At 69.8% G+C, this 19,053-nt stretch carries 15 protein-coding genes and 1 tRNA gene; 6 read left to right on the top strand and 10 right to left on the bottom strand.

Features of this window, described 5'->3' with window-relative positions; all coding sequences use genetic code 11:
* Nucleotides 1-2 precede the first annotated feature (2 nt).
* Together J3S89_RS05320 and J3S89_RS05325 are read left to right on the top strand one after the other, a co-directional pair.
* A complete protein-coding gene (locus tag J3S89_RS05320) occupies nucleotides 3-1,010 on the top strand; it encodes an ABC transporter ATP-binding protein (RefSeq protein WP_217926436.1) in 1,008 nt (335 codons plus the stop codon).
* A complete protein-coding gene (locus J3S89_RS05325) occupies nucleotides 1,007-2,005 on the top strand; it encodes an ABC transporter ATP-binding protein (protein WP_217926437.1) in 999 nt (332 codons plus the stop codon). The genes J3S89_RS05320 and J3S89_RS05325 overlap by 4 nt, the downstream gene beginning before the upstream one ends.
* A gap of 46 nt (nucleotides 2,006-2,051) precedes the next feature.
* Here the strand turns inward: J3S89_RS05325 and J3S89_RS05330 are convergent, their stop codons facing one another.
* The 4 genes from J3S89_RS05330 to J3S89_RS05345 form a co-directional block, all read right to left on the bottom strand.
* Complete coding sequence (locus J3S89_RS05330) at nucleotides 2,052-2,444, bottom strand: hypothetical protein (RefSeq protein ID WP_217926438.1); 393 nt, start codon at nucleotides 2,442-2,444, stop codon at nucleotides 2,052-2,054.
* A 295-nt stretch (nucleotides 2,445-2,739) separates the two neighbouring features.
* Nucleotides 2,740-2,816, bottom strand: a tRNA-His gene (locus J3S89_RS05335).
* Between the two features lie 172 nt (nucleotides 2,817-2,988).
* A complete protein-coding gene (locus tag J3S89_RS05340; RefSeq protein ID WP_217926439.1) occupies nucleotides 2,989-3,693 on the bottom strand; it encodes a phasin in 705 nt (234 codons plus the stop codon).
* Nucleotides 3,694-4,013: 320 nt separating this feature from the next.
* A complete protein-coding gene (locus J3S89_RS05345) occupies nucleotides 4,014-4,397 on the bottom strand; it encodes a phasin family protein (RefSeq protein WP_217926440.1) in 384 nt (127 codons plus the stop codon).
* Nucleotides 4,398-4,829: 432 nt separating this feature from the next.
* On the opposite strand from J3S89_RS05345, the gene J3S89_RS05350 reads away from it, so the two are divergent.
* The 3 genes from J3S89_RS05350 to J3S89_RS05360 all read left to right on the top strand — a co-directional run bounded on the left by J3S89_RS05350 (nucleotide 4,830) and on the right by J3S89_RS05360 (nucleotide 11,967).
* Entirely contained in the window at nucleotides 4,830-8,906 is a 4,077-nt protein-coding gene (locus J3S89_RS05350) for a PAS domain-containing sensor histidine kinase (RefSeq protein ID WP_217926441.1), read from the top strand.
* A gap of 148 nt (nucleotides 8,907-9,054) precedes the next feature.
* Nucleotides 9,055-10,035, top strand: a complete 981-nt coding sequence (locus J3S89_RS05355) for a threonine dehydratase (protein ID WP_217926442.1) — start codon at nucleotides 9,055-9,057, stop codon at nucleotides 10,033-10,035.
* Nucleotides 10,036-10,194: 159 nt separating this feature from the next.
* A complete protein-coding gene (locus J3S89_RS05360) occupies nucleotides 10,195-11,967 on the top strand; it encodes an AsmA family protein (protein WP_217926443.1) in 1,773 nt (590 codons plus the stop codon).
* Between the two features lie 49 nt (nucleotides 11,968-12,016).
* On the opposite strand, the gene J3S89_RS05365 is transcribed toward J3S89_RS05360, so the two are convergent.
* The 6 genes from J3S89_RS05365 to J3S89_RS05390 form a co-directional block, all read right to left on the bottom strand.
* Nucleotides 12,017-12,358 (bottom strand): cupin domain-containing protein, encoded by a 342-nt coding sequence (locus J3S89_RS05365; RefSeq protein WP_217926444.1) that lies wholly within the window; start codon nucleotides 12,356-12,358, stop codon nucleotides 12,017-12,019.
* Between the two features lie 142 nt (nucleotides 12,359-12,500).
* Nucleotides 12,501-13,319: an ABC transporter permease gene (locus J3S89_RS05370; protein WP_217926445.1), complete on the bottom strand. Its 819-nt coding sequence runs from the start codon at nucleotides 13,317-13,319 to the stop codon at nucleotides 12,501-12,503.
* Nucleotides 13,316-14,218 carry an ABC transporter permease gene (locus J3S89_RS05375; protein WP_217926446.1) on the bottom strand — a complete coding sequence of 301 codons (903 nt, stop codon included), beginning with the start codon at nucleotides 14,216-14,218 and terminating at the stop codon, nucleotides 13,316-13,318. Before J3S89_RS05375 ends, J3S89_RS05370 begins: the two co-directional genes overlap by 4 nt.
* Nucleotides 14,219-14,232: 14 nt before the next feature.
* Nucleotides 14,233-15,381: an ABC transporter ATP-binding protein gene (locus J3S89_RS05380; RefSeq protein ID WP_217926447.1), complete on the bottom strand. Its 1,149-nt coding sequence runs from the start codon at nucleotides 15,379-15,381 to the stop codon at nucleotides 14,233-14,235.
* Between the two features lie 117 nt (nucleotides 15,382-15,498).
* A complete protein-coding gene (locus J3S89_RS05385) occupies nucleotides 15,499-16,608 on the bottom strand; it encodes a polyamine ABC transporter substrate-binding protein (RefSeq protein ID WP_217926448.1) in 1,110 nt (369 codons plus the stop codon).
* 130 nt (nucleotides 16,609-16,738) lie between these two features.
* Nucleotides 16,739-18,121, bottom strand: coding sequence for a glutamine synthetase family protein (locus J3S89_RS05390; RefSeq protein ID WP_420801353.1), 1,383 nt, complete (start codon nucleotides 18,119-18,121; stop codon nucleotides 16,739-16,741).
* Nucleotides 18,122-18,268: 147 nt separating this feature from the next.
* Between J3S89_RS05390 and J3S89_RS05395 the strand changes: the two genes are divergently transcribed.
* Nucleotides 18,269-19,033, top strand: coding sequence for a GntR family transcriptional regulator (locus J3S89_RS05395; RefSeq protein WP_217926449.1), 765 nt, complete (start codon nucleotides 18,269-18,271; stop codon nucleotides 19,031-19,033).
* Nucleotides 19,034-19,053: the final 20 nt, after the last annotated feature.

The following is a 19,053-nucleotide window of genomic DNA, read 5'->3' on the forward strand; positions in this document are numbered from 1 at the left end:
CCATGCCTCTGCTCGAGATCGAAAACCTCTCCGTCGACTTCGAGACCCGCGCCGGCGGCCTGTTCCGGGCCGTCGATCGCGTCTCGCTGAAGGTGGAACCGCGCGAGATCGTCTCCGTCGTCGGCGAGTCGGGCTCCGGCAAGTCGGTCGCCATGCTCGCGGTCATGGGCCTCCTGCCCAAGACCGCCCGCGTCACCGCCGATCGCCTCGCCTTCGAGGGCGAGAACCTGCTCGGCCTGACGCCCGCCGCTCGGCGCAAGCTGGTCGGCAAGGACATCGCGATGATCTTCCAAGAGCCGATGTCGTCGCTGAACCCGTGTTTCACGGTCGGCTTCCAGATCGGCGAGGCGCTCGCCACCCACCTCGGCATGGGCCGCGCCGCCCGCCGCGCCCGGGCGATCGAACTCCTCGAGCAGGTCGGCATCCCCTCGCCCGAGAGCCGCCTGTCGGCCTTCCCCCATCAGCTCTCCGGCGGCATGAGCCAGCGCGTGATGATCGCCATGGCGATCGCCTGCTCGCCCAAGCTCCTCATCGCCGACGAACCCTCGACCGCCCTCGACGTCACCATCCAGGCCCAGATCCTCGATCTCCTGGTGCGGCTGCGCGACGAGAAGGACATGGCGCTGGTGCTGATCACCCACGACATGGGCGTCGTCGCCGAGACCGCCGAACGGGTGGTCGTGCAATATGCCGGCCGTCAGGTCGAGGAGGCGACCACGGTCGATCTCTTCCGCGACCCGCATCACCCCTATACCGCCGCCCTCCTCGCCGCCCTGCCCGAGCGCGCCACCGAGAAGCGCCTGCCCGCCATCCCCGGCGTCGTGCCCGGTCAATGGGATCGCCTCGAGGGCTGCATGTTCGCGCCGCGCTGCGACTTCGCCACGCCGCTGTGCTCGACCACGCGCCCGTCCCGCGCCGCGCCCGAGCTCGGCTACGCCCTCTGCCACACGCCGTTGGTCGCCGGCCGCCCGACCGAGCGAACCGCCCGCCGCGAGGAGCTTCCGGCATGAGCGACGCCGCCACCCTCCCCCGCGCCGAGGCCGCCGTCACGCCGGTCATCGAGGCCCAGGATCTGGTCAAGACCTACGAGGTCGGCCGCGGCCTGTTCTCGCCCCCCGGCGTGGTCCGCGCCGTCTCCGGCATCTCGCTGTCGCTGGCGCCGCGCCGCACGCTGGCCGTGGTCGGCGAGAGCGGCTCCGGCAAGTCGACCCTCGGCCGCATGCTGGCCCTGATCGAACCACCCACCGGCGGCCATCTCGCCATCGACGGGGTCGACGTCACCGGCGTCGACGGTGCCCGCCTCAAGGGCCTGCGCCGCTCGGTGCAGATGGTGTTCCAGAACCCCTACGGGTCGCTCAATCCGCGCCGCACCATCCGCGCCTCCCTGGAGGAGCCGCTGCTGGTCAACACCGACCTGACGCCCGACCAGCGCCACGCCCGCGCCGTCGACATGCTGACCCGCGTCGGCCTGCGCCCCGAACATGCCGAGCGCTATCCGCACATGTTCTCCGGTGGCCAGCGCCAGCGCATCGCCATCGCCCGCGCGCTGATGCTCAGGCCGAAGATCATCGTCCTCGACGAGCCGGTCTCCGCCCTCGACGTGTCGGTGCGCGCCCAGGTCCTGAACCTGCTCGCCGATCTCCAGCAGGAGTTCGACCTCGCCTATGTCTTCGTCAGCCACGACCTCTCGGTGGTGCGCCACATCGCCGACGAGGTGATGGTGATGTATCTCGGCGGCGTGGTCGAACAGGCGCCCAAGGAGGCGATCTTCGCCGATCCGCGCCACCCCTATACCAAGGCGCTCCTGTCGGCGACGCCGGTCGCCGATCCCGGCCGCAAGCGCGATCGCATCGTGCTGACCGGCGAGCTGCCTTCGCCCTTCGCCCCGCCGCCGGGCTGCGTCTTCCATCCCCGCTGCCCGGTCGCGATCGACAGGTGCCGCGTGGAGAAGCCGGTGCTCGCCGGCGACGGCACCCGCCTCACGGCTTGCCATCTGGCGCCGTGACCGCCTCCGGGCACGGCGCCCGGGGTACCCGGGGTGCCGGGCCGCTTCAGGCGCGGCGCGATGTTGTGGCGACGAGCTGCGCCGCGTCGAGGGCCTCGGCCCTCTCTTCCGGCGTCGCCTCGGAGCCGAGCACGCGGATCATCGCGTCCTCGCCCGACAGCCCGTTGGGCGAGACCCGCGAGAAGCCGACCATGTCCTGCGTCAACCGGCCGCCCTCGCGCCCGCCGGCGCCGCCGAAGGCAGAGAGTCCGGTCTGCCGGCCCGCCCGCGCCGGGCCGATGTCCTCCATGCCGACGATGACGAAATGGGTCCCGCCGGCCGCGAGCGTCGTCTCCGCCGCCTTGAGTAGAACGAAGTCCTGAGCCGTCGCCGCCTCGGTCAGCGCACTGGCGCGCCCGGAGATGCGCCAGACGTCGTCGGTCATCTTGGAGGCGCGCACGCCCCCCTCACCGGCCCCAACTCCGGATACCGCGACGCGCACCCGCCCAGACCCAGAGTCACCGCCGACACCACACCCCAGCGCATGCCACACCTCGACTGCCGAGGATCACAGCCTGAGGCAGCAGAATGAGGCACCGGAGGCGAGTCCGACAAACGCCCATACCCGCCCCGCGCCCCGCCGGCGCGGCGAGCGCGACGCGAGGCGACGGTGAGAGGACGCGGGGATCGGCGGCCCCGAAACGCCGAAGGCCACCCCGAGGGGTGGCCTTCGCAACCGGCGCTTCCGCCGCGAATGGTACAGCTGGGTGGACTCGAACCACCGACCTTCGGAGCCACAATCCGACGCTCTAACCAACTGAGCTACAGCTGCATGTCTCGCGACCGCGCTCCTCATAGGGGCTGACGACGCACTTGGCAAGCCCCGTTCGTTCCTGTCCACACCCGACGTGATCCCCCCGCCCCGCGACGCCCCGAAACGACGACGCCGCCCCCCGGGGGGAGCGGCGTCGTGAGCACGTTCGAACGTCGGTCCGGCCGATCGATCAGTCCTTCTTGAGGACCTCGAGCGTCTTGCCGAGCACGTCCTTGGCCGGCTTGGCGGCGTCGCCGGCGAGCTTGGTGGCCATCTCCTGGAGTTCCTTGGCCTGAGCGCTGAGCGCCTCGTACTGCTGGCGCAGGAAGGTCGACTGCAGCTCGATCGCCTCGGCGAAGGTCTTCACGCCGAGCATGTCCTTGGCATGGCCGAGGGTGGCGTCGGAATTGGCCTTGGCCGCGTCGATCGACTTGGAGCTGAATTCGATGGCGCCGGCGCGGGTGGTCTCGTAGGCGTCTTCCATCGCGTCGGTGGTCTCTTCGGCCACCACCTTCAGCTTCTCGTAATTGGTCTTGGCCTGGGCGACGGCCTTCTCGGCGAACTCGCGCAGAGCCGCCGGGATCTCGGCTTCGGTCAGCGCGGTGACGTCGAACTTGGGAACGTCGAACTTGGGCAGGTCGAAGGTCGGGAACTCGAACTTCGGCAGGTCGAACTTGGGCAGCTCGAACTTCGGGAACTCGAACCCGGCGAAGGGCGCGGCCGCCGCCTTGGGCGCGGCCGCGGCGGGAGCCGCGACGACCGGAGCGGGCGCGGGCACGGGCGCCGGCGCCTCGACGGCCTCGGGGGCCGGGGCGGCGGCGGAGACTTCCGCCGGCTTGGCGGCCGGAGCGGCCTTGGTGGTGCGCTTGATCGGGGTCTTCGCCTGGGTCGTCATGCCTCGTCTCTCCTGAATGTCGTTCTGGTTCGGGCTCGGTGATCGGATCGTCCGCCGCCGGACGTCGTCGGAGGGGGCGCCCGCTGGGGCACGCCGGGCGTCGCGAGCCCGTTCATCCGCGCGAGGAGAACCGAGCTCCTCGAGGACGGTCGGATTCTACGGCAACCAATATTGCGTTGCAACAATATATTGCATCGCAATATCTACATCCGGGTTACTCCGTATTCGGAACGACCCGCCGAAAGACGTGAAGGGCGGAGGCATCCGCGATGCCCCCGCCCTTCCGAAATCCCCCGAAGGGACCGGCAGAACCGAGAGCCTCAGCCCTTGGTGACCTTCTCGGTGATCGAGGAGACGGTCTTGGCGGCGGCGTCGCCGATCTGACGGACCTGCTCGCCGAAGGAGGCGGCCTGGGCCTTCAGGAACTCGCCCTGGAGGGTCAGCAGTTCCTGGGCGTCCTTGGCCTTGATCAGCTTCTGCGCATGGTCGAACGCGGCCGAAAGGTTGGCCTCGGCCAGCGACAGGACCTTCTTGTTGAGATCGAGCGCGCCGGACTGAACTTCCGCGGACGAGGTCTCGACCTTGTCGACCGCCTTGTGGGACGCGGCGAGGAACTCGTCGACCGCCTTCTTGGCCTGCTCGACGCTCTTCTCGGCGAAGGTGCGGATCTGCTCGGGGATCTCGAAGGTCTTCTCAGCAGCCATGTGTCTCTCCTCGGCCGGTCTCCGCCGGCGCGCGTCCCGGGTTCGAAACACCGTTCGAACCGATCGTTTTCGTTCGGCGGTCTCGATCCGCCCGTCGCTCGCGAAGCCTACGCCCCGACCGACGGGAAGATCACTAGCAGATCTCATGCTGCAGTGCAACATAATCTTCCGTCGGGGCGTATTTTTCTCGAGGCCCTCACGCCGATTAACCCTTCGACGCGAAGCTCGGGGGCGGACCGCCCTGCCAGGTGGACCCGACGGCGGTTTAGACTATATTAACGGGAGGTTAATGACATCATCATGATGGGCGGGACGTCTCGACGAGATCGCTCCCACCGACGTCTCGGCAGGCCCGAGACGTCTCGAGACGAAGGCGGCGACGTCTGTTCCGAACACTTCGGACCGGCCGCCGGTGTAGAGGCGTTGGCGACGATGGTCGATGGATTCGCTGAAGTGTGGCCGGTCGTCGCCCTCGAGGGGGTGGGCGCGTTGATCGGCGATGCGCGCCCCGGCTTCGTCGCCGTCGATGCCGGCCGCCGCCTCGCCTTCGCCAATGCCGCCGCCGGGGCGATCCTGCCCGGCGCGGTCTGGGGCGCGGCGCTCGCGCTCGACCCGCGTCTCGCCGAACGCCTCGCCCGCTTCGCCGACCGCGCCGCTCCGGCCGAGGAGGCGCGCGAGCTCCTCCGCCTCGCCGAGCACGGCCGGCCCGTCCTGCGCACCGTCGTCTTCCGCCGCCCGATCGACGACGACGACGCGGTGATCGTCACGATCGACGGCGTCCGCGCCGATCCGAGCACCGCCGGCATCGAGGCGAGCCTCGCGCCCTTCGTCGCGACCGGCGGCCTCGCCGCCCTGTTCGATGCCGACGGCGGCGTCCTCGGTGCCCTCGGCGATCACACCCTGGTCGACGGCCGTGAGGCCGAGATCGAGACCATCCTCGCCGAGGCCGACGAGATCGCCGTGATCGAGCGCCGCCTCGACGGTGCCGCCCGCCCACTCGATCTCGCCCTGGTGCGCTTCGGCGATCGCCCCGACGCCCGCCGCCTGCTGTGGATCTCCCCCGTCGCCACCGCCGAGCCGGCGCCCCTCGAGTCGAGACCCGTCGCGCCGTCCCCGGCGGAACCCGCTCGACTCGCCGAGCCGGCGCCCGCACCGGCCGCCGCGATCGCCGACGTCGCCTCCGAGGACGAGACCACGAGCGCGGCCCTGCCGCTGCTCGCCGCCGCCCTCGCGCCCGAGGCCCCCGCCGCCGAGGCGGCCGAGATCCCGCCGGCCGCGCCCGTGACGGCGCCCACCGAGATCGAAGCTCCGGCCGAGCTCGCCGACGACGACCTCTTCGTCGCCGCGCCGCCCCTGCCGCTCGATCTCTTCTCCGATTTCGACGACGGCGAGACCGAACTCGCCGACGCCTGGTCGGCGACCGTCGCGCCCCCCGCCGTGACGTCGATCGAAGCCGAGACCGGAACCCTCTCGGCGGAAGCCGTGACCACGCCGGACGTGACGGACGAGCCCCCCGCCGCGAACCTCGAGGCCGAGGTGCCCGCGCCGCTCCCGCTCGAGACGCCGATCGCCGTGACGCCCGCCGCGTCGACGGTGTTGCCGCGCATCGAGGAGCGCGAGACCGACGAGGCGGACCTCGCGCCGTCCTTCGACGCCGCCCCCCTGCCGCTCGCCGCCGCCGCGATGCCGCTGCCGCTCGCCGCCCAGCCGATCGAAGCCGAGCACGACGCCGCCCCCGTCGCGCCGGTGAATTTCGCCCTCCCCCTCCCCGAGACGGCACGCGAAGCCGCGACCGAGGCCGCCGAAATCGAGCCCGAGGTCGGGGAGACGGAGCCCGAGGCCGTCGAAGTCGAAGCCGAGCCCGCCGCTCCCGTCACGGACGTCGCCGCCCCGAGCGAGACCACCCCGGCCGCGGCCACCGCGCTCCCCCCCGAACCGGCGCCGGCGCCCGGCCGTCGTTTCCAATTCACGCCGCCCGAACGGGCGGTGAAGTTCGTCTGGCAGATGGACGCCGACCATCGCTTCACGCTGGTGTCGGAGGAATTCGCCGCCGTGGTCGGCCCCGCCGCCGCCGATCTCGTGGGACGCCGCTGGTCGGAGGTCGCCGAGGATTTCGATCTCGATCGCGACGGCACCATCGCCGGGGCGCTCGCCCGCCGCGACACCTGGAGCGGCCGCACGCTGCCGTGGCCGATCGAAGGCGAGGCGCTGCGCATCCTCGTCGATCTCGCCGCCCTGCCCGCCTTCGCGCGGGGCCGCACCTTCTCCGGCTTCCGCGGCTTCGGCACCTGCCGCACCGACGCCCCGCTGCCCGACCCGACCGGCATCGGCCTGAGGCTCGCCGCGCGCGCGCCGGACGAACCCGTCGCCGTCACGGACGAACCGCTCGTCCCCGTCGCGCCGACGTCCGAGGCGGCGCCGACGCCCGACGTGGAACCGACCGTCGCCTGCGTCGTCGAGACGCTGGCCGAGCCGCCGCTCTATCCGGGCGACGGCGAGAGCGCCACCTCCGAGGTCGATCACCCGATCGAACCGGCCTTCGCCGGCGACATCGGCGACGATCCGATCTTCCATCCCGAGGCCGAGATCGCTCCCGCCGAGGCCGAGCCCGAGACGGCCCCCGCCGCGACCGAAGACGCGACACCCGACCTCGGCGCGACGACCGCTCCGGTCGTGGGTCTCGCGTCCCTGCCCGTCGACGACGTCCCGGCCGAACCCATCGCCGCCGAGCCGGCCGCCCTCGCGGCGAGCGAGCCGGCGCCCGCCGCCCCGAGCGAGCCCGCGCCCGCCGCTGCGCCGACGACGCCGGCCGAGCCCGCCCCACCGCGTGCCGAGGCGCGGTCCTCCGCCCGGGTCGTCGCCTTGTCCGGTGTCGCCCGCGTCGCCACCGACGCCGACCACCTCTCCGGCCCAGAGCGGCTGGCCTTCCGCCAGATCGCCGAGGCCCTCGGCGCCCGTATCGAGGGCGAGACCGAGGCGCCCGCCCCGCTCGCCGCTCCGGCCCGCCCGTTGCCCGCCGCCGGACCGCTCGCCACCCAGCCACGCGGCCCCGCGCCGGTCCTCGACGCGCGCCTGCTCGACCGTCTCCCGGTCGCGGTGGCGCTGCTGCGCGACGACACGCTGATCCACGCCAACGAGCGCTTCCTGTCGCTGCTGCGCTACCCCGATCTCGACGCACTGCGCGCCGCCGGTGGCGTCGATGCCCTCTTCGCCGGCTCCCACGTCGCGCGCCGTTTCGAGACCGCGGCCGGCCGGATCACCCCGCTGATCGCCCAGGACGGCACCGTGGTGCCCTGCGAGGCGCGGCTGGCGACGGTGCCGGTCGAGGGCGGCTCGGCGGCGATGCTGACCCTGATCGAACGCCCGGCCGCCGCCGCCGCCGAACAGGATCGCGAGCGCATCGCCGAGCTTCAGGCGATCGTCGACACCGCCACCGACGGCGTCCTGATCCTCGACGCGAGCGGCCTCGTGCTCTCCGCCAACACCGCCGCCGAGGTTCTGTTCGGCGTCGAACGCCGCGCCATGGTCGGCCGCCCGCTGACGGAACGGCTCGCCCCGGAGAGCCGCCGCTCGGCGATCGACTATCTCGACGGCCTCGCCGCCAACGGCGTCGCCTCGGTCCTCAACGACGGCCGCGAGGTCATCGGCGCGGTCGCGCCCGAGGGGCTGATCCCGCTGTTCATGACCATCGGCCGGGTCTCGTCCGGGCCCGTCGCCAAATATTGCGCGGTGCTGCGCGACATCACCCAATGGAAGAAGTCGGAGGAGGAACTGACCTCCGCCCGCCGCCGCGCCGAGGAGGCGTCGATCCACAAGTCCGACTTCCTCGCCAAGATCAGCCACGAGATCCGCACGCCGCTGAACGCCATCATCGGCTTCTCCGAGCTGATGCTCGACGAGCGGTTCGGGCCGGTCGGCAACGAGCGCTACAAGGACTATCTGCGCGACATCCACGTCTCCGGCAGCCACATCATGAGCCTGGTCAACGACCTGCTCGACCTCTCCAAGGTCGAGGCCGGCAAGATGGACCTGCGCTTCGAGGCGGTGCCGCTCGCCGACGTGGTCTCCGAATGCGTCGCCATGATGCAGCCCCAGGCCAATCGCGAGCGCATCATCATCCGCTCGTCGCTGCCCGCCGGCGTGCCGCCGGTGGTCGCCGACAGCCGCTCGATGCGTCAGGTGGTGCTGAACCTCCTCTCCAACGCCATCAAGTTCACCCCCGCCGGCGGCCAGGTGATCGTCTCGATCACGGCGGAGGACAACGGCGAGGTGATCCTGAGGGTCCGTGACACCGGCTACGGCATGTCCGACAAGGAACTCCAGACCGCGCTCGAGCCCTTCCGCCAGCTCCACACCACCCGCTCGCGCGCCGGCGGCACCGGCCTCGGCCTGCCGCTGACCAAAGCGCTGACGGAGGCGAACCGCGCCGTCTTCCGGATCGATTCCACCGTCGGTCAGGGCACCCTGGTGTCGATCGCCTTCCCGGTCACGCGGGTCCTCGCCGGCTGAAAAACGATTTCTCCATCGGCCCGCTTCATGGAATTCATGACCAGGATTGATCGATCCAAGGCCTTTCGGAGTTTGATTTCTCGCGCGCCGAGGCACTAGATTCCTCGCCGAGACCCCCGTCTCGCCGAGGAACCGAGAGACCGACCCCATGCCCACGCTCGCCGACTTCGAGACCGCCGCCCGTCTGGTCGCGCGCCACGTCCCGCCGACCCCGCAATATGCTTGGCCGCTCCTCGCCGAGGCGCTCGGGGTCGAGACCTGGATCAAGCACGAGAACCACACCCCGACCGGCGCCTTCAAGGTGCGCGGCGGGCTGGTCTACGTCGAGCGCCTGCTCGCGAACCGTCCCGACGCGCGCGGCATCGTCTCGGCGACGCGCGGCAATCACGGCCAGTCGCTCGCCTTCGCCGCCCGCGCCCATGGGCTCGCCTGCACCATCGTCGTGCCGCGCGGCAATTCGGTCGAGAAGAACGCCGCCATGCGCGCCTTCGGCGCGGAACTGCTGGAGATCGGCGCCGACTTCGACGAGGCCAAGGCCGCCGTCCCCGCCGTCGCCGCCGAACGCGGCTTCGAGGTCGTTCCCTCCTTCCATCCCGATCTGGTGCTCGGCGTCGGCACCTATGCGGTCGAACTGTTCCGTGCCGTGCCCGATCTCGCCGTGGTGTTCTGCCCGATCGGCCTCGGCTCCGGCGTCTGCGGCCTGATCGAGGCCAAGGCCGCGCTCGGCCACGGCGTCGAGATCGTCGGCGTCGTCTCGACCCGCGCCGATGCCTACAAACAGTCGCTCGAAGGCACGACCCTGGTCGAGACGAGCCACCCCGCCGACACCTTCGCCGACGGCATGGCGGTGCGCTGCCCCTCGCCCGACGCGCTGGCGATCATGCGGCGCGGCCTCTCGCGCATCGTCGCCGTCGACGATGCCGCCGTCGCCGAGGCCGTGCGCCTCCTCTTCACCGCCACCCACAACGCCGCCGAGGGCGCCGGCGCCGCCGCCCTCGCCGCGCTGGCGGGCGAAAGGGAACGCTGGAAGGGCCGCCGCGCCGCCGCGATCCTCACCGGCGGCAACATCGATCGCGACTGGTATCGCGCGGTTCTGGCGGGGGAAATCCCCCGCCCCGCGCTCGGCTGATCGAACCGCACCAGCCCCGGCGAAACGCCCGGCGTGACCGCGAATCCTCGCGCGGAGCGGATAATCCGGTTCGCAACTCCGCCCGCCCGTTGCATCGCCCCCGCCGGCCGGTTAACCCGGTAACATGAACGATCTTCGCCCCCACGGTGGAGCCTCGCCATGAGGCGCGCGCTCCTCGCCCTGATCGTCCTCGCCGGTGCGATCGCCGCCGCGCTCTTCGTGCGCGGCGCCGTCGCTCCCGAGGTGGTGCGCGAACGCATCGAGGCGACGCTGTCCGCCTGGGCCGGAACCCCGCTGCGTCTCGGCGGAACCGTCGAGACCCATCTCCTGCCGACACCCGGTCTGCGCTGGAGCCGGGTCACCCTGACCGATCCCTCCGGCACCATCCTCGCCGACGCCGACGCGATCGACGTCGGCCTCGCCGTCCTGCCTCTGTTGAAGGGCCGGTCGGAGATGACCGGCCTCGCCGCCCACGGCGCCTCGGGGCGGCTGCGCCTCGCCGATCTGCCGGCGGCGACGGCCCTTCTCGCCCGCCTCGCCGCCCTGCCGCCGATCGACCTGCGCTTCGACGGCGCCGGCCTCGCCGTCGAGGCCCGCGACGGCGCGGTCGAGCGCCTCGACCGGCTCGAGGGGCGCCTCACGCGCGGCGACGGCGGCCGTCTCGATCTCACCCTCGCCGGTCGCCTGCGCGGCGAGACCATCGGCCTGAGCCTCACCCTGCCGACCGATCCCGCCACCTCGCCGCGCTGGCGCCTCGCCGCCACCGGCCCCGGCGCCGAGATCGAGGCCGGCGGCACCCGCGGCGTCGATGCCGAACACCGCTTCGGCGGCACCGTCTCGATCGACGCCACCGACCCCGCCCGCTTCGCCGCCTGGACCGGGATCGGCTCGATCGCCGACCTGATCCGCGCGCCGCTGCGCCTCGACGCGACCCTCACCGCCGGCGCCGCCACCACCACCCTGACCGACCTGCGCCTGTCGCTCGCCGACGCCGCCGCCACCGGCTCCCTCGTCATCTCCCACGGCGACGGCGAACCGGCGCTGAGCGGCACCCTCGCCTTCGACACGCTCGACTTCGCCGGCCCCACCCCGCTCTTCGGCGAGGGCTGGAAACGGATCTCCCTCGATCGGCGGCGCCTGCCGGTCGCGCTCGACCTGCGCCTCTCGGCCAAGCGGCTGAAGACCGCCCACCTCGACGTCGCCAAACTCGCCGCCTCCCTCAACCTCGCCGACGGGCGGCTCAACGCCGAGATCGGCGAAGCGGGCCTGTGGGGCCGCACCGTCTCCGCCGTGGTCGTCGGCGATCTCGACGACGCCGGCCTCTCCGGCCGCCTGCGCGCCGGCGCGAAGGACCTGCCCGCGACCGAATTCGGCACGCTCTTCGCCATCGAGGGGATCGAGGCGGGCACCGTCGGGATCGGGTTCGAGGGCGAGACCGTCTGCGCCCGGCTCGGAGACTGTGTCGACGCGATCGCCGGCCGCCTGCGCCTCTCCGCCCGGGCCCTCACCGTCACCGGCGCCTCGCCCTTCGGCGACGTCACCCGCTTCCACCCGATCGTCGTCGCTCCGAAGGCGGCGGCGCGCAAGGCGGTGTGGTCGCAGGCGGAAGCCGACATACGCCTCCAGGGCCGCGACGCCCGCATCGAGAGCCTCGAGATGACCTCGACGGACGCCCGCTTCGCCCTGCGCGGCGTCGGCGATCTCTCCACCGGCGGCGTCGATCTCTCCGGTCACGCCTTCTTCCGCAATCTCCGGGCGACCGCGCCCGGTGGGCCGGCCGAGGAGATCCGCATCCCCTTGAGCGTGCGCGGCACCCTGCGCAAGCTCGAGGTGACGCCGGCCATGCCCGAGGCGATCCCGGCCGACCCGATCGCCGTGCCGCTGGCGCCGATCCCGATCGTCCCGCCGATCGGCGCGCCGGCGCAGCGATGAGGTCCCGGGCTCGATCGAGCCCGTCGTCTCGACGGCCCGGCGGAAACGGTCAGGTCGCGATCGCGTAGATCTTGCGGCAGGGCTCCAGCGTCTCCCAGACGCCGGAAAAGCCCTTGGGGACGACGAAGGCCTCGCCCGGCCCATAGGTCTCGCTCGACCCGTCGTCCGATACCAGCCGCGCCCGGCCGGCCAGCATCACGCAGAGTTCGGTCTCCTCGTAGGCGACGCGCCAAGCGCCGACCTCCGATTCCCAGACGCCCGACCAGAACCCCGCCGCCTCGTCGTCGTGAGTGGCGCGAAACCCGGTCATCGGCCGGCCGGAGACGAGCTTCTCCGCCGCGATCGGCTGATCGAGGGGCGAGACCGGGCTGGTGTCCACGCGGATCGTCACGACCATCGTCTTCTCCTCATGCCAAAGGCCGGAGGTGCGGACGCACCCGGCCTTTGAAGACACGCGAATTTCTCATCTGCGTCGGAGGCATGAGAAATTCGCGTCGGGAATCCCATCGGTCATGTTCATTGGCCCGATGGGATCAGCCGCCGGCGAAGGCGGCGCGTTCGGCCTTCTCGCGCTCGACCTCCTGACGCTTGGTCAGGATCGAGGCGACGATGACGGCGATCGAGATGATCGCGATCACCAGGGTACAGACCGCGTTGATCTCCGGCTTCACCCCGAGGCGCACGTCCGAATAGATCTTCATCGGCAGCGTCGTCGCCCCCGGCCCGGTGGCGAAGGAGGCGATGACGAGATCGTCGAGCGACAGCGTGAAGGCGAGCATCCAGCCCGACACCACCGCCGGCCAGATGATCGGCAGGGTGATGCGGAAGAAGGTCGCCGTCGGCCGGCAGCCGAGATCCATCGCCGCCTCCTCGAGGCTCCGGTCGAAGCCGACCAGCCGCGACTGCACCACCACCGCCACGAAACACATGGTGAAGGTGATGTGGGCGAGCGTGATCGTCCAGAAGCCGCGATCGAAGTCGACGGCGACGAAGAGGAGCAGCAGCGACAGGCCGGTGATCACCTCCGGCATGACGAGCGGCGCATAGATCATGCCGGAGAACAGCAACCGCCCGGGAAACCGCCCGAGCCGCGCCATCGCCAGCGCCGCCATGGTGCCGAGCACCGTCGCCACGCTCGCCGAGACGAGCCCGACCTTCAGCGTCACCCAGGCCGCGTCGAGCAGTTGCTGGTCGTCGAAGACCTCGACGTACCAGCGCACCGACCACCCCTGCCACACCGCGACGTTGCGTCCGGCGTTGAAGGAATAGATCACCAGGATCAGGATCGGGATGTAGAGAAAGGCGAAGCCGAGCGTCAGCGACACCACGTTGAACCAGGAGAACCGTCTCATCGACCCGCCTCCTGCGCCTTGGCCTGAGCGTTCTGGAAGATCACGATCGGCACCACGAGGAGGAGCAGCAGCGTGATCGCCACCGCCGAGGCCGCCGGCCAGTCGCGATTGTTGAAGAACTCCTCCCACAACGTCTTGCCGATCATCACCGTGTCGGACCCGCCGAGCAGATCCGGGATGACGAACTCGCCGACGGCGGGGATGAAGACCAGGAACGAACCGGCGATCACGCCCGGGATCGACAGCGGGAAGGTCACCCGCCAGAACGCCTGGAACGACGTGCAGCCGAGATCCTGCGCCGCCTCGAGCAGGGTCTCGTCCATCTTCTCGAGGCTCGAATAGAGCGGCAGCACCATGAACGGCAGGTAGGAATAGATGATGCCGATATAGACCGCGCGCTGGGTCGCCAGGAACGTGATCGGCTCGTCGACGACGCGCAGCGACACCAGCAACCAGTTGAGCAGCCCCTCGTCGGCGAGGATGCCGATCCAGGCGTAGACCCGGATCAGGAAGCTCGTCCAGAACGGCAGGATCACCAGCATCAACAGCGTCGGCCGCCACGCCTTCGGCGCCCGCGCCATGCCGTAGGCGAGCGGATAGGCGATGAAGAGCATGATCACCGTCGAGGAGAAGGCGATCCACAGGCTGGAGAGATAGCTCTCCACATAGATGCTCTCCTGCACCAGCCTGAGATAGTTGAAGAAGGAGAATTCGCCGATCTTCCGCCAGAGGTCGGTCAGGCTCTCCACCACCGGGGCATAGGGCGGCAGCGCCATGACGCTGGTCGACAGCGAGATCTTGGCGACGATCAGGAACGGCACCAGGAAGAAGACCAGCATCCACGCATAGGGGATGCCGACCAGGAGGAAGCGACCGCTTCGGGATTTCTCCGTGCTCATGCGCCGATCTCCCCTCACGCGGTCAGAACCACACCCGCCGTCTTCGACCAGGTGAGCCACACCCGGTCGTCCCAGCCGATCGGCCGTTCCACCGTGCGGCTGACGTTGGCGACGGCGGCGCGGAAGGTGCCGCCGTCGTCGAGCTTGACGTGATAGACCGAGGTGTCGCCGATGTAGCCGATGTCCCAGACCTCGCCATGGACCGCGTTCACGCCGGTCTCGATCGGCGCGTCGTGCGAGATCCGCACCTTTTCCGGCCGCACCGCCATCCACGCCGTCGCCCCGACCGAGGTCGCCGCGTCGTCCTCCATGACGATCGAGACGCGGGGCGCCGCCGCCTCCATCCGGATCAGCCCCCCGTCGATCGCCGTCACCCGGCCCTCGACGATGTTGATGTCGCCGATGAAGTCGGCGACGTAGCGCGAATTGGGCTGTTCGTAGATCTCGGACGGACCGGCCACCTGGATCAGCTTGCCGTGGTCCATGACGGCGATCCGGTCGGCCACCGTCATCGCCTCCTCCTGATCGTGGGTGACGATCAGGAAGGTCATGCCGAGTTCCTGCTGCAGGTCCATCAGCTCGAACTGGGTCTCCTCGCGCAGCTTCTTGTCGAGCGCGCCGAGCGGTTCGTCGAGCAGCAGCACCTTGGGCCGCTTGGCGAGAGAGCGCGCCAGCGCCACGCGCTGACGCTGGCCGCCGGAGAGCTGATGCGGCTTGCGCTTGGCGAATTTCTCCAGCTTGACGAGCTTCAGCATCTCCTGGACGCGGGTCTCGATCTCGCCCTTCGGCATCTTGTCCATGACCAGACCGAAGGCGATGTTCTTCTCCACGCTCATGTGCGGGAAGAGCGCGTAGGACTGGAACATCATGTTGACCGGCCGCTCGTAGGGCTGCTTGCCGGCGAGACTCGCCCCGGCCAACCGGATCTCGCCCTCGCTCGGATGCTCGAACCCGGCGAGCATCCGCATCAGGGTCGTCTTGCCGCAGCCCGAGGGGCCGAGCAGCGCGAAGAACTCGCGCTCGTAGATGCCGAGAGAGACGTCGTCGACCGCGGTGAAGTCACCGAAGCGCTTGACCACGTTGCGGAACTCGATCAGCGGCTTGGCCGTCGGATCGTTCCAGGGCGAAAACTTGCGGCGGACCGGACCGAGTGTCTTGGCCATGGGAACCTCACTCCAAGAGCGAACGGGCGACGAGAACGATCGCGGGTCGGTGGAAACCGAGGCCCAGAACGGGCGAGGGGCGGTCTCGCCGCCCCTCGCTTCACCCCCTCGGGGGTCTCACTTGCGCTTCATGTCGCGCCACACCTGGGTGAGGACGCGCTGCGATTTCTGATCGAACGGCGAGATCACGTAGAGCTTCTTCATCGTCTCCAGCGACGGATAGACGCTCTTGTCCTCGAGCACCGCCTTGTCGACGTACTTCTGGGACTCCAGATTGCCGTTCGGATACTTGACGTAGTTCGACGCCTTGGCGATCACCTCGGGCTTCATCATGTAGTTGATGAAGGCGTAGGCCTCCTCGACGTTCTTCGCATCCTTCGGGATGACGAAGTTGTCGAAGAACATATAGGCGCCTTCCTTCGGGATGATGTAGCCGATCTCGACCTTCTTCTTCGGATCGGTGACGGTCTTGTTCTTCTCCTCGGCGCGGCTGGCGGCCTGCTTGATGTCGCCGGACCAGCCGATCACCAGACAGACGTCGCCGTTGGCGAGCGCGTTGATGTATTCGGAAGAATGGAACTTGCGGATCGCCGGGCGGATCTTCTTGAAGTATTCCGCGGCCTTCTTCAGGTCCTCGGGCTTCTTGCTGTCGGGATCGATGCCGAGATAGTTCATCACCGCCGGGACGATCTCGTCCGGGGCGTCGAGCATCATCACGCCGCAGTCCTTGAGCTTGAGGACATACTCGGGATCGAGCGCCAACTTCCAGCTGTCGAGCGGCGCATCCGGAATGCGCTCCTTGACCTTGGCGACGTTGTAGCCGATGCCGGTCGTGCCCCACATGTAGTTGACGGAATACTTGTTGCCGGGATCGTACTTGGCGAGGATGTCGGTCACCACCGGCCACATGTATTTGAGGTTCGGCAGCTTGGACTTGTCGAGGGGGGTGAACACGCCGGTCTGGATCTGGCGGCCGAGGAAGTTGCCCGACGGCACCACCACGTCGTAGCCGGTCTTGCCGGCGAGCAGCTTGGTCTCGAGCAACTCGTTGGAATCGAAGACGTCGTATTTGACCTTGATCCCGGTCTCCTTGGTGAAGTCCTCCAGGATCGACTCGTCGATGTAGTCCGACCAGTTGTAGACGTTGACCACCTTCTCCTGCGCCGCCGCGCCGGTCGCCATGGCGACGCCCGAGACGAACACCGATGCGATGAGATGCTTCTTCATGGTTGTGCGTCCTCTCGTCCAATTCGGCCCAGGTGGTTCCCCGATGAACCGAGCCTAGACCTGTTTCGATCGATCTGTCAGCCCCTTGCCCTGTCGCCGCTGCCCAAATCGCAGGCTGCCCGGAAGGGGATCACAGATAGGTGGTGCGCTCCAGCGGGGTGATCTCCGCCTCGAAGGCGGCGACCTCCGCCTTCTTGAGATGAGCGAACAACGAGCGGTATTCGACGCCCATCGCGCGTCGAATGAATTCGGACCGTTCGAACAGACGGATGGCGTCGTCCATCGCGTCCGGCAGGCGCTGGGCCGGTTCGTCGTAGGCGTTGCGCACGATCGCCGGGGGCGGGGTGATCTCCCGCTCGAGCCCCTCGATCATGCCGGCGAAGATCGCCGCCAGCACCAGATAGGGGTTGGCGTCGGCGCCGGCGATGCGATGCTCGAGCCGCCGCGCCTCCGCCGGGCTCGCCGGGATCCTGACCCCGACCGAGCGGTTGTTGTAGCCCCACGAGGCCGTGGTCGGCGCGTAGGAGCCCGGCTGCATGCGCCGATAGCCGTTCCAGGTCGGCACGAACAGGAGCGTCGCCGCGTTCATCGTGTCGATCAGGCCGCCGATGCAGTGCTTGAGCTTGCCCTCGCCCGTCACCGGATCGGCGAAGACGTTGTGGCCGAGCGCGTCGAGCAGGGAGACGTGGACATGGAAGCCGTTGCCGGCGACGTCCATGAAGGGCTTGGCCATGAACGAGGCCTTGAGCCCGTGCTTGCGCGCCACCTCGACCACCAGACGGCGCAGCATCACCCCGTCGTCGGCCGCCGCCATCGGCTCGGCGCGATGCTTCAGATTGACCTCGAACTGACCCGGCGCGGCCTCGCTGACCATCGTGTCGATCGGCAGGCCCTGCTGCTTGCCGTAGTCCCAGATGTCGGAGAAGACGGCGCGATATTCGGCGAGATCCTCGAGCGCGTACATGTTCTGCGGCGTCGGCCCCGAGGTCGCCCGATAGACCGGGGACATCATGCCGTTGGGCATCGGCGGCAGTTTCGGATCGAGCAGATAGAATTCGAGCTCGATCGCGCAACACGGCGTCAGCCCCATCGCCGTCATCCGGTCGACGATCCGTTGCAGGCAGACGCGCGGATCGCCGTCGAAGGGTTCGCCGCGCTCGGCGTGCATGGTCAGCAGCACCTGCGCCGTCGGCCGCTCCGCCCAGGGCACGATCCGGAGCGATCCCGGCACCGCCTTGCAGAACCCGTCGCGGTCGCCGGTCTCCACATGGAGCCCGGTCTCCATCACCTCGCGGCCCCACACGTCGAGACCGAACATCGAGACGGGGAAGTTGATGCCGTCGGTGAAGGCCTTCTTGAGGCTCTCCACCGGGGCCCATTTGCCACGCAGGACACCGTTGGAATCGGTGATGAGATATTCCACCGCCTCGATGTCGGGATGAGCGGCGAGAAACCGCTCCAGTTCCGAGGCCCCGTCGAGATGCGCCGCGGTCGGCTCGCTCAAGATGTCCACTCCGTCGATCGAAGCCCGCCCACCCTCCTCGCGAGGTCCGGTTCGAGCGATCGAGTTGCAAGTCGGCAAAATTGTGATCACATTGACATCGGACTGTCAATCACGGTCGCCGGACCCGTCCGGCGCAATCCCCGAGCGAGGCCCGACATGGTGAAACGAACGAGCGACCTCGGCGCGCCGGCGGACCCCTCCCCCGACGACGACCCCGGATCCGACGACGGACCGCTGCACGATCGGGTCTATCGGGCCTTGCGTGACGCGCTCGTGACGGGCCGGATCGTGCCCGGCCGCGCGGTCACTCTGCGCGGCCTCGCCCAGTCGCTCGGCGTCTCGCCGATGCCGGTGCGCGAGGCGATTCGCCGCGTGTCCGCCGAGGGCGGTCTCGTCGTCGGCGCCAACCGCCGAGTCTGGGTGCCCGACATGGACGCCGCCCGCTTCGACGAACTGGTCCGCGCCCGCATCCTGCTGGAGCCGGAGGCCGCCGTTCGCGCGCTCCCCCACATCGACGCCGCCCGCCTCGACCGCCTGCGCGCCATCGACGAGGCGATCGACCGGGCGCTGGCCGAGGGCGACGTCGAGGCCTACATGGCCGGCAATCATCGCTTCCATTTCGAGATCTACGCCGCCGGCCCGTCGCGCGTCCTACTGCCGCTGATCGAGAGCCTGTGGCTCCAGTTCGGGCCCTTCATGCGCTCGGTCTACGGCCGCGTCGGCACCGCCATCCTGGTCGACCATCACGTCCACGCCGTCGAGGCCATCGCCGCCCGCGACGCCGACCGCCTCGCCGAGGCGATCCGCGCCGACATCCTCGACGGCATGGAGGTCATCGACGACACCGTCCTGCGCCGTCCCACCGGCTCCGAGACGTCGTCGTCCCCCGAAAGCGATCCCTGTCTCCACGTCCCCGGTTGACGGACGCGGCCGCACCGACC

Origin of the sequence: Pinisolibacter aquiterrae, assembly GCF_019160155.1 — a bacterium.
Classification (GTDB): Bacteria; Pseudomonadota; Alphaproteobacteria; order Rhizobiales; family Ancalomicrobiaceae; genus Pinisolibacter; species Pinisolibacter aquiterrae.

Bases quoted from the DNA above. Each gene is read 5' to 3' on its own strand.
- J3S89_RS05345 (WP_217926440.1), bottom strand. From the start codon at position 4,397: ATGGCTGCTGAGAAGACCTTCGAGATCCCCGAGCAGATCCGCACCTTC.
- J3S89_RS05320 (WP_217926436.1), top strand. From the start codon at position 3: ATGCCTCTGCTCGAGATCGAAAACCTCTCCGTCGACTTCGAGACCCGC.
- J3S89_RS05360 (WP_217926443.1), top strand. From the start codon at position 10,195: ATGAGGCGCGCGCTCCTCGCCCTGATCGTCCTCGCCGGTGCGATCGCC.
- J3S89_RS05380 (WP_217926447.1), bottom strand. From the start codon at position 15,381: ATGGCCAAGACACTCGGTCCGGTCCGCCGCAAGTTTTCGCCCTGGAAC.
- J3S89_RS05355 (WP_217926442.1), top strand. From the start codon at position 9,055: ATGCCCACGCTCGCCGACTTCGAGACCGCCGCCCGTCTGGTCGCGCGC.
- J3S89_RS05375 (WP_217926446.1), bottom strand. From the start codon at position 14,218: ATGAGCACGGAGAAATCCCGAAGCGGTCGCTTCCTCCTGGTCGGCATC.
- J3S89_RS05385 (WP_217926448.1), bottom strand. From the start codon at position 16,608: ATGAAGAAGCATCTCATCGCATCGGTGTTCGTCTCGGGCGTCGCCATG.
- J3S89_RS05395 (WP_217926449.1), top strand. From the start codon at position 18,269: ATGGTGAAACGAACGAGCGACCTCGGCGCGCCGGCGGACCCCTCCCCC.
- J3S89_RS05325 (WP_217926437.1), top strand. From the start codon at position 1,007: ATGAGCGACGCCGCCACCCTCCCCCGCGCCGAGGCCGCCGTCACGCCG.
- J3S89_RS05340 (WP_217926439.1), bottom strand. From the start codon at position 3,693: ATGACGACCCAGGCGAAGACCCCGATCAAGCGCACCACCAAGGCCGCT.
- J3S89_RS05350 (WP_217926441.1), top strand. From the start codon at position 4,830: ATGGTCGATGGATTCGCTGAAGTGTGGCCGGTCGTCGCCCTCGAGGGG.
- J3S89_RS05370 (WP_217926445.1), bottom strand. From the start codon at position 13,319: ATGAGACGGTTCTCCTGGTTCAACGTGGTGTCGCTGACGCTCGGCTTC.